Origin of the sequence: Thiolapillus sp., assembly GCF_048562965.1 — a bacterium.
Classification (GTDB): domain Bacteria; phylum Pseudomonadota; class Gammaproteobacteria; order Chromatiales; family Chromatiaceae; genus Thiolapillus; species Thiolapillus brandeum_A.
The window spans coordinates 1-10,055 of the sequence record NZ_JBHNMF010000078.1 but is presented as its reverse complement, the minus strand read 5'-3'; the positions used below and the strand labels follow the sequence as shown (position 1 = coordinate 10,055).

Below are 10,055 nucleotides of genomic sequence, written 5' to 3'. Positions count from 1 at the left end.
GCCATACACAACCAAAAACCCAAGCCATTCATCTGGACAGCCAAGGCTAAGGATATCTTGGCTAAAGTTGTTCGTGCTAATCGCCGGTTAAGTTCCAAGCAAAATGCAACACTACACTAGCGCGATAGCTTGCTGCCCCTGGTCCGGCTTTTTGGTACAGCCATGCTGCCGGCGAGGAGCAGCCACGCCAGGATGAAGCCCGCGCCCATGAGAAATACGGATGTTTCCCCAAAGCACGCATGCACCCAGCCACCCAGCAGCCCACCCACGAAGGCGCCGCTGAACTGGGAAGTGGAATACACGCCCATGGCGGTGCCGCGGATGGCGCCCGGCGCCAGTTTGGACACCAAGGATGGCAGCGTGGCTTCCAGCAAGTTGAAGCCGGTGAAGAAGACCAACAGCATCAGGCCCAGCCCCCAGATACTGGCGGATAGCAGGTAAAAGCCAGCCAGGGCGATACCCAGCAGGGCGATGGCGCCGGTAAATACCTGTTTCATCTTATCTTTTTTTTCCGCCATGATGATGAAAGGAACCATCAGCCCCATGGATAACAGCATCACCGGCAGGTACAGCCAGCTGTGTTGTTCCACGGGCAAACCCGCATCACGCAGGGTCAGGGGCAGGGCCAGGAACAGGGCGGTAAGCACCAGATGCAGGGTGAAGATGCCTGCGTCCAGACGCAGCAGTTGGGTGTCGCGCAACACCTTGCCGAACAGTGCGGGTACCGGCTCGCCTTCGCTGTGGACGCTACTGTGCGCCGGGGTAGGTACCAGCAACAGCAGAATCAGGATGCCGGCGATGGCCAGAGCGGCGGTGATCCAGAACAGCCCCGGCACCCCGATCCAGGCATTGAAAAACGGTCCGGCGATGAGTGCCACGGTGAACGACATGCCGATGGTCACGCCGACGGTTGCCATGGCCTTGGTGCGCTGGCTGTCCCGGGTGAGATCCGCGAGCAGGGCCATGACCGCCGCGGCGATGGCGCCACTGCCCTGGATGGCGCGACCGACGATGATCATCCCGATGTCATCTGCGGTAGCGGCGATGATGCTGCCCAGGGTGAACAGCAGCAGGCCGCCGACGATCACCGGCTTGCGTCCGATCCTGTCGGACAGCAGGCCGAAGGGGATCTGCAACACCGCCTGGGTCAGGCCATAGATGCCGATGGCCATGCCGATGAGCACCGGGGTGGCCGATGCCAGATGTTCCGCATACAGGGCAAAAACCGGCAGGATGAGAAAAAGCCCTAGCATACGGGAGCCATAGATGCCCGCCAGGCCGAGAGTGGCCCTGCGTTCGGTGTCGTTGAAGCCGGTTTGTTCCTTGTCAGCCATGATCAGAGAAGGTTTGAAGCGAAACGGAATAACAGCGTATAGTACCCTGTTTCGTGCCAGTAAAGAATGACAATGGACAGTATTCACCTGCGGGGCGCCCGCACCCACAATCTGAAGAACATCGATCTGGAACTGCCCCGGGACAAGCTCATCGTCATCACCGGATTGTCGGGCTCGGGCAAGTCTTCCCTGGCCTTCGATACCATCTACGCCGAAGGACAGCGCCGCTACGTGGAATCGCTCTCGGCCTACGCCCGGCAGTTCCTGTCCATGATGGAAAAGCCGGACGTCGATCATATCGAGGGCCTGTCGCCGGCCATTTCTATCGAGCAGAAGACCACCAGCCACAATCCCCGCTCCACGGTGGGTACCATCACCGAGATCTACGACTACCTGCGCCTGCTGTTTGCCCGGGCGGGCACACCGCGCTGTCCCACTCATCATCTGCCCCTGGAGGCCCAGACCATCGAACAGATGGTCGATCAGGTGCTGGCCCTGCCGGAAGGCAGCAAGCTCATGCTGCTGGCGCCGGTGATTTCCGAACGCAAGGGGGAATACCACAAGCTGCTCAGGGAGCTGGCGGCCCAGGGTTTCATCCGTGCCCGTATCGATGGCGAGATCCGGGAGCTGGACGATGCGCCGGATCTGGATCTGCGCAAGAAGCACACTATCGAAGCGGTGGTAGACCGATTTAAGGCGCGATCAGATTTGCGCCTGCGTCTGACTGAATCCTTTGAGACCGCCTTGCGCATGGCCGACGGTGTCGCCCTGGTGGCCTGGATGGATGAACCTGAAAAGGACGAGCTGGTCTTCTCTGCCAACTTCGCTTGTCCGGTCTGTGGCTACAGTATCGAGGAACTGGAACCGCGCCTTTTCTCCTTCAACAATCCCGTGGGTGCCTGTGAGGTCTGCGATGGCCTGGGGGTGAAGCAGAGTTTTGATGTCAGCAAGGTGGTGGCACACCCCGAGCTGTCACTGGCCGCGGGTGCCGTGCGTGGCTGGGACAGGCGCAATGCCTACTATTTCCAGATGCTGCAATCCCTGGCGCGGCACTATGATTTTGACCCGGAAACTCCCTGGCAGAATCTGCCAAAGAAGATCCGTGACATCATTCTGTATGGCAGTGGCAAGGATTCCATCCATTTCGATTATCACAATCACCTGGGACGCCGGGTGAAGAAGACCCATCCCTTCGAAGGCGTCGTACACAACATGGAAAGACGCTACCGCGAGACGGACTCCAGCGCCGTGCGCGAGGAGCTGTCCCGTTACCTTTCCAGTCATGCCTGTCCGGCCTGCAAGGGTGCGCGGCTGAACGAAGCGGCACGCAATGTGTTCATCAACGAAAGCAATCTGCCGGATATCACCGCGCTGTCGGTCAGCGACTGCCTCAGTTTCTTTCAGCGCCTGGACCTGCCGGGCAAGCGCGGGCGGATCGCGGAGAAAATCGTCAAGGAGATCGAAGAGCGCCTGAGCTTTCTGGTGAATGTCGGTCTGGATTATCTGACTCTGGACCGCAGCGCCGACACCCTGTCCGGCGGCGAAGCCCAGCGCATCCGCCTGGCCAGCCAGATCGGCGCGGGGCTTGTGGGTGTCATGTATGTGCTGGACGAGCCATCCATCGGTCTGCACCAGCGGGACAACGCCCGCCTGCTCAAGACCCTCACCTACCTGCGTGACCTGGGCAATACCGTCATTGTGGTGGAACACGACGAGGAAGCTATCCGCTCGGCGGACCATGTGGTGGATATCGGTCCCGGCGCCGGGGTTCACGGGGGGCAGGTGGTGGCCCAGGGTACCGCGGACGAGGTGGCCGCCAATCCCGATTCTCTTACCGGCCGGTATCTCAGCGGTGAGTGCGGTATTGCCATTCCCCTGATGCGCACACCGATGGATGACAAACGTGTGCTGGTACTCGAAGGCGCCCGGGGCAACAATCTGAAGCAGGTGCGCCTGGAAATTCCCGTGGGCCTGTTCACCTGCGTCACCGGGGTGTCCGGTTCGGGCAAGTCCACCCTGATCAACGACACCCTCTATCCCCTGGCAGCCAATGAGCTCAACCGTGCCAGCCACACGGTGGCGCCCTACGACTCAGTTCAGGGCCTGGAACATTTCGATAAAGTGGTGGACATCGACCAGTCCCCCATCGGTCGCACACCGCGCTCCAATCCGGCCACCTACACCGGCCTGTTCACGCCCATCCGGGAACTGTTCGCCGGGGTGCCCGAATCGCGCTCCCGGGGCTACACGCCGGGGCGCTTCAGTTTCAACGTCAAGGGCGGTCGCTGCGAAGCCTGCAGGGGCGACGGTGTGATCAAGGTGGAGATGCACTTCCTGCCGGATATCTACGTGCAGTGCGATACCTGCAAGGGCAAGCGTTACAACCGCGAGACACTGGAGATCAAGTACAAGGGCAAGAGCATCAACGAAGTGCTGGACATGACCGTGGAAGAGGCACTGGATTTCTTCGACGCCGTGCCCGTGGTCAGGCGCAAACTGCAGACCCTGGTGGACGTGGGGCTGACCTATATCCAGCTGGGACAGAACGCCACCACCCTGTCCGGGGGTGAGGCCCAGCGGGTGAAACTGTCACGGGAGCTTTCAAAGCGGGACACGGGCAGCACCCTGTACATCCTCGACGAGCCCACCACCGGCCTGCATTTTCACGACGTGGAACAGCTCCTCGGCGTGCTGCACCGCCTGCGGGATCATGGAAACACCGTCATCGTCATCGAGCACAACCTGGATGTGATAAAGACCGCCGACTGGATCGTGGACCTGGGGCCGGAAGGCGGTGATGGCGGGGGCGAGATCATTGCTCAGGGAACGCCGGAGGACATCGCTATTGTCACCCGTTCTCATACAGGGAGGTTCTTGGGGACGCTGTTGGCGGGCTGATTTCTCCAGGACAGGGAAAACCTGTTTGTAGGTCGGGCTTCAGCCCGACAACAGCCACAGGATGGGAAATGTTGGCGTGAAGCCCTGCCTGTGCCGACAGCGCCGTTCCTCATGGCCGGTCGCCAAGACGTGGATCGTAGCGGCGTATCTCGATGTGTCCACGCGGGTCGGAGGTGGTGGCCTGCAACAGCAGTTCGCAGCCACTGGGCACTTCCAGCCGGGTGCGCAGCATCGGCTGCTTCATATTCAGCTCATAGCGGCGGCTGTGCCGGTTCTCGCGCCGTTCGGGATCCCAGGCAGTGACCTGGAGCAGGCCGCGTTCGCTGCCTTCCAGGCTCACCACCACGGGCACCTCCAGGTCACGTACCACCGGTCGGCTGCGGCAGGCGGCGACCTGGTGCTCGTTGCGTCCATAGCGGCTGACGTCTCCCGAGCCGAGCTGCACCAGCAGGCCCATTGATTTGGCATCCTGCTGGGGTTCTTCCTCCAGGGGAATCCAGACATGGCGGAACTGCTCGTAACCCAGAATGGGGCGGCGCGCCCGATACCTGTCCTCGAAATCCACGATATGGCAATGGGGGGTGCCACCAAACTCGGGTCCGCGCAGGCCGCGTCCCACCATTTGCTCGTACAGCACCTGGCTGATGGTGGGGCGGGCCATGACCACGTGGCTTACCGTGGGAGCGTCGAAGCCGGTGGTGAGAACCTCGCAGTTGCACAGCACATCCAGACGCCCGGTCTTGAAGTCCGCGATCATGGCGCGCCGGGTGGCGGTACGGGTGGTGCCACTGACGGCGGCGGCCCGTTTGCCCTTGTAGCGCAGCATGAAGGCCACTAGCTCCGCGTCCAGGACGCTGGGGCCGAAATACAGCACCCGCGCCATGGGTTCTTCATCGAGGATACGCAACAGTTCTTCGAGCACGATGCGGCGCCGCCGGGTCTGGTCTGCCTGCTGTTGCAGTTCCTGGTCGAAGCTGAACTGCTGCTGTATTTCGCCTTCGGGTGGCGGCTCACCCACTTTCAGGGTGATGCCCGTGGGCACGGTGCGTGAAATGGGCACCGAGAGCACCCCCATCTCCTGTAGCCGCTGCAGGCGTTCGCCGGCCTCCTGTCCCAGTGATTCGGCGACGATGAGACGTTGAAACAGCGCCTGCAGCGCCTCGGTACCCGCCTGGGGATTGCGCCGGTCGAACTCGCGCCGGTAGGGTGTGGCGGTAAGGCCGATGATGGCGGACTGTTCGCCATGGCGGTCGATGATGCTGCGGTAAGTGGGCGCGGCGGCGCGGTGCGCTTCGTCGATGACGATGGTTGCCGGATCCAACCAGTCTTCCCTCGATTCGCCGATGAAGCTCTGGGGCGTGGAAACCAGCACCAGCACGGGAGCCTCTGTTTCCAGGCGGTCGGCCAGCTCCTGGCGGTCCAGGCCCTGGCGGTAGCCTCCCCAGAACCGCGCCAGCAGCAACGGCTGATTGCCTGCGGGGTGGGAGCGCCACACGTCTTCGAAAGAGGCCACGGCCTGTTCACACAGCTCCTCGGTGTGTGCCAGCCACACCAGCACCATCTGGCGGCGGCCGCCCTCATCGAGCTGGTGGTGCGCCCACTGGTGCAGGCCCTCTACCGCCACCCGGGTCTTGCCCGCGCCGGTGGGCAGGGAGACCATGGCTCGATTCTCCGGGGCTGGGGCGTCCAGGGTGGCCAGGAGTTGGTCGCGCACTTCTTCCTGATAGGGCTTGAGGCGGCGGTAATTGGCAGGTGGCAGCACCGTTTGTAGGGACTCGGGCCGCGCCCGGGAGCGGCTGCCCGCCAGCTCTGGCGGAAACCCGCATTCGCGCACGAAGTGGTGCGCCGCGCTCCCACCGGGTACCCAGCGCAGAGGGCAATCGACCGGGCGCTCTTCGCGGCGCCGTACCGCGGCGGCCACCGCCTTGCGGATGGCGGCGTCGGCGAACAGGTCGGCGTCCCGCGCCACCAGCAGGGCATCGGCCAGCTCGCCCGCATTGGAATGCCTGTCCTTGCCGGTTTCGGCACGCCGATCGGCCCGCAGGGCGCGCTCGAAGCTGGCGGCCAGTTCCCGCAGCTTGCGGAGGGTCAGCAGCGCCTGCAGGCGCTCACTGGCGGGGTATTGCCACTCATCGGGACGAAAACAGCTCACTGCATCTGCTCCACCGCCGCGCCAGCCGGGTTCTGCCAGACATAAAAATGGTTGGGGGAAAGGGTAGATCCGATGTCGTTTGGCATTTCGATTACTTCCGCTGCATGTTCGTTTCGCCCTTCATTTTACCCGGAAATGGGTTGGGTTCGCCGTCCGCACGAACGGGGTCGGAGTCAAATCATCCCAGGACCATCGCAGGGAACGGGATCAGACTATTCCAAAACTATCGAATCCACCCGACAACACTCCACTGACTCCGACCCCCGGGGTGTGGGCTATCCCTCCGGCGCCAATGGCTCGAACAACACCTGCAGATCCTGGTCGCTCAACTGGAAGCCTTCTTTTTTGCCACCCTTGCGATAAAGCCCATCGGCCAGAGCCTGTTTTTTCCGCTGCAGAGCGAGGATTTTTTCTTCCACGGTGTTTTCCGTGAGCAGCTTGTACACGAATACGGGCTTGTCCTGGCCGATGCGGTGCGCCCGGTCCATGGCCTGGGCCTCGGCGGCGGGGTTCCACCAGGGGTCGTAGAAGATCACCGTGTCGGCGGCGGTGAGGTTCAGGCCCACGCCGCCGGCCTTGAGGCTGATGAGGAAGACGTCCGCCTCGCCGCTGGTGAAGCGTTCGATGGCCTGGTCGCGCTTGCGGGTCTGGCCGGTGAGCTTGCTGTAGGAAATCTTGCGCTGATCCAGTTCTTTCTGGATCAGCCCCAGCATGGTGGTGAACTGGGAGAACAGCAGCACACGCCGGCCTTCGTCCAGCATTTCCGGCAGCAGGGACATGAGCAGATCCAGCTTGGCCGATTCCTTCACCTTGGCGGCCTGCTTGAGCTTGAGCAGGCGCGGATCGCAGCAGGTTTGGCGCAGCTTGAGCAGGGCGTCCAGTATGGTGATATGGCTGCGTGCCAGACCCTTGCTGGCAATGGCCTCGCGCACTTTCTTTTCCATGCTCAGGCGGATGGTTTCGTACAGGGCGGACTGGGATTTGCCCAGGGGCACGCTGCGGATGATTTCGGTCTTGGCAGGCAGATCCTTTTCCACTTCGTCCTTGCGGCGGCGCAGCATGAAGGGGGCGATGCGCCGCCGCAGCCGCGCCTGCCGTTCCTCGTCGCCGTGTTTCTCGATGGGGGTGCGGTACAGACGCTTGAAGGTGGTCTGGTCGCCAAGAAAATCGGGCATGAGAAAATCGAACTGCGCCCAGAGTTCGCCCAGATGGTTTTCCATGGGGGTGCCGGTGAGACAGAGGCGCTGCCCGGCATCGATCTGGCGCACGATGCGCGCGGCCTGGGCCTTGGGGTTTTTCACCACCTGGGCCTCGTCCAGGATCAGGAAGCTGTAGCGGTGGGCCAGCAGCTTTTCCTTGTCCCGGGGCAGCAGGGGGTAGGTGGTGAGGATCAGGTCGTGATTTTCCATCTGTTCGAAGCGCTCATGGCGCTCTGGCCCTTGCAGCACCAGCACCTTCAGGTCCGGGGTAAAGGTCCGGGCTTCGCGCCGCCAGTTGCTCATGAGGCTGGTGGGGGCGATGATCAGGGCGGGCTGCTCCAGCTTGCCCTGCTGTTTCTGGCTGGCGAGAAAAGCCAGAGTCTGCACCGTCTTGCCCAGCCCCATGTCATCAGCCAGTATGCCCGCCAGGCCGTAGTCGGCGAGGAAATGCAGCCAGTCGTAGCCGGTTTTCTGGTAGTCGCGCAGGGTGCCGGTGAAGCCCTTGGGTGGTGGCACAGCTTCGATGGCCTTGAAGTTTTTCAGGCGCCTGCCCAGCTCGCGCAAATGCTCGCCGCCCTGCCAGCGCATGTCACTTTGTTCATCCAGGTCGGCCAGCAGGGCGGCGTCGAAGCGGGACAGTTCCAGCCTGTCTTGCGGCTCGCTGTCGAACAGTTCGATGATGGTCTCCAGCCAGGGGCGGAGTTTCTCCCCCGGTACGCTCAGATACTGGCTGTCGCCCAGGGGGACCTGCAGGGCTTCGGGTAGATTGTCTGGATCATAGGCTTCGATCACCGGACCGAGCAGGGGCAGCAGCGGCAGACGCTGGCCCTGGATTTCCACTTCCAGGCTCATGGAGAACCAGCCGTTGTCCTGTTCATCCAGCTCGCCCCACCAGCTTTCCGCCTCGTGGAAGCCCAGGCTGAAGGAATCGTCCATGACGATCTGCCAGCCCTGTTCCTCGAGTTCGGGCAGGGCCTGGTCCAGAAGGGTTTTCCATTGCGCGGCGCTCTCTGTTAGTGAGTCGGCAGGCAGAAAACCTGTCAGGCGGCTGTCATCCAGCATCAGCAGCTGGAAGCCCAGTATCTCCAGGGTGACAGCGGCGTCGCTCTCGGCAGCCAGATCCCGCTGCACCTGAATCAGTTGCTGCCGGTCATCACTGACGCTCATTTCTACGACCGGCAATGGCGGGATGCTATGCCCATCGTAGTCGAACTGCAGTTCGGCCAGATGGTCGGAGCCATAGGGCGTATTGCCTTTGCATAGGATCAGCCGTGGTGTGGGAAGCACATCCTCAATGCGGACGACGGGAAGTTCCACCGGCGGCGGCAGTGCCAGTCCGGGATGTTCGAGCAGCAGCTCACGGCTGAGCTGGCATGCTTCTGTTTCTCCCAGTAGGGGTGCTCTCATCAGCTGCCGGATCTGTGCCAGGTTGAAGCTGCCGGTTTCCAGGCGTCCGATCGTATTGCTGTCGGTGTCGATGAAGCTGACAGGATCCATCAGAGCGATCCGGCCGCCATCTTCCACGCCCACCTTCAGTTCCAGCGCCACGGAAGGATGAGGTTGCCATTTCAGCTGCATCTGGCGCTTGTGGTCGTCCCATTGCGCATGACGTTCATCATCGAGTTCGAGCAGAAAACAGCGGCCGGCACGAACCATTTTTTCCAGCGCCAGAGCACCTGCCGGGCCGCGCAGGGGGAAATGATTCCAGGCGTTGCCCTGGCTGATACGGATCAGTTCGATGATTTCTTCGTCGCCGGCTTTGATATAGCGGGGTTTGTTGTAGGCGTGGATCAGGGTATGGATTTGGGGTGTCCGGGATTTGCCCAACAGGCCGTTCTTGAGACGGCGCACCACCTTGAATTCCACGTCATATTCCAGAGGTTGAGTGCCTGGAACCAGGACAAAGGCCAGAAATTCACCCATTTCCTCACGGGCATTCGGGTTTGATTTGGGGGCGCTGTCTTCCAGGTTCCGCAACCATTGTGACAGGCCTTCACCCGCCACGGGTTGCTGGCGCTTTTTCTCGATGAATTCCAGGCAGGCGGCAACCACATGCTTGCAGTTGTAGTACACGGGGCAGCTGCAAAAGCCTTCCACCCTGCAGTGTTTACCATGGTATTGGAGATGCACTTCCTGCTGGTAAGGCTGAGGGCTGGAGCCGCGGGTGCTGGCTTCGAAAAAGACTTCGTTGGCGGCTTCCCGCTTGATCTGCAATTCCAGCACGGCGCCATGGCGTTGGTAAGATGCGCCACGGTTGTAGTAAGTGTCGCCGCATTCATGGCGGATGTTGGTGCGTGACGGTATTTTCAACTTGCCTGCCTCCGTCAGTTGCCCACCGGCAGAGTCAGCACCGGCGCTGTGCTCTTGAGCTGTCCCGACTGCAGGGCGAACAGTTGCCCCGGCAAGCTGAAGGTGGACTTGGACTCCAGATCCGAATCATCGATATAGAACCTGCTGCCGCGGGAATGCACA

4 protein-coding genes are annotated in these 10,055 nt (G+C 61.8%); 1 reads left to right on the top strand and 3 read right to left on the bottom strand.

Annotated features, from left to right (window positions below; genetic code table 11):
* Nucleotides 1–116: 116 nt before the first annotated feature.
* Nucleotides 117–1,334, bottom strand: coding sequence for an MFS transporter (locus ACOCD2_RS06450; RefSeq protein WP_293645997.1), 1,218 nt, complete (start codon nt 1,332–1,334; stop codon nt 117–119).
* Between the two features lie 72 nt (nt 1,335–1,406).
* Here ACOCD2_RS06450 and uvrA point away from each other — a divergent pair, with 72 nt between their 5' ends.
* A complete protein-coding gene (uvrA, locus tag ACOCD2_RS06445) occupies nt 1,407–4,232 on the top strand; it encodes an excinuclease ABC subunit UvrA (RefSeq protein ID WP_293645995.1) in 2,826 nt (941 codons plus the stop codon).
* 109 nt (nt 4,233–4,341) lie between these two features.
* Here the strand turns inward: uvrA and ACOCD2_RS06440 are convergent, their stop codons facing one another.
* Both ACOCD2_RS06440 and ACOCD2_RS06435 read right to left on the bottom strand, forming a co-directional pair.
* Nucleotides 4,342–6,384, bottom strand: a complete 2,043-nt coding sequence (locus tag ACOCD2_RS06440) for a DEAD/DEAH box helicase (RefSeq protein ID WP_293645993.1) — start codon at nt 6,382–6,384, stop codon at nt 4,342–4,344.
* A 275-nt stretch (nt 6,385–6,659) separates the two neighbouring features.
* Nucleotides 6,660–9,893 (bottom strand): DEAD/DEAH box helicase, encoded by a 3,234-nt coding sequence (locus tag ACOCD2_RS06435; protein ID WP_293645991.1) that lies wholly within the window; start codon nt 9,891–9,893, stop codon nt 6,660–6,662.
* Between the last annotated feature and the right edge of the window lie 162 nt (nt 9,894–10,055).

Coding starts and splice junctions, on each gene's coding strand:
- ACOCD2_RS06450 (WP_293645997.1), bottom strand. CDS start 1,334: ATGGCTGACAAGGAACAAACCGGCTTCAACGACACCGAACGCAGGGCC.
- uvrA (WP_293645995.1), top strand. CDS start 1,407: ATGGACAGTATTCACCTGCGGGGCGCCCGCACCCACAATCTGAAGAAC.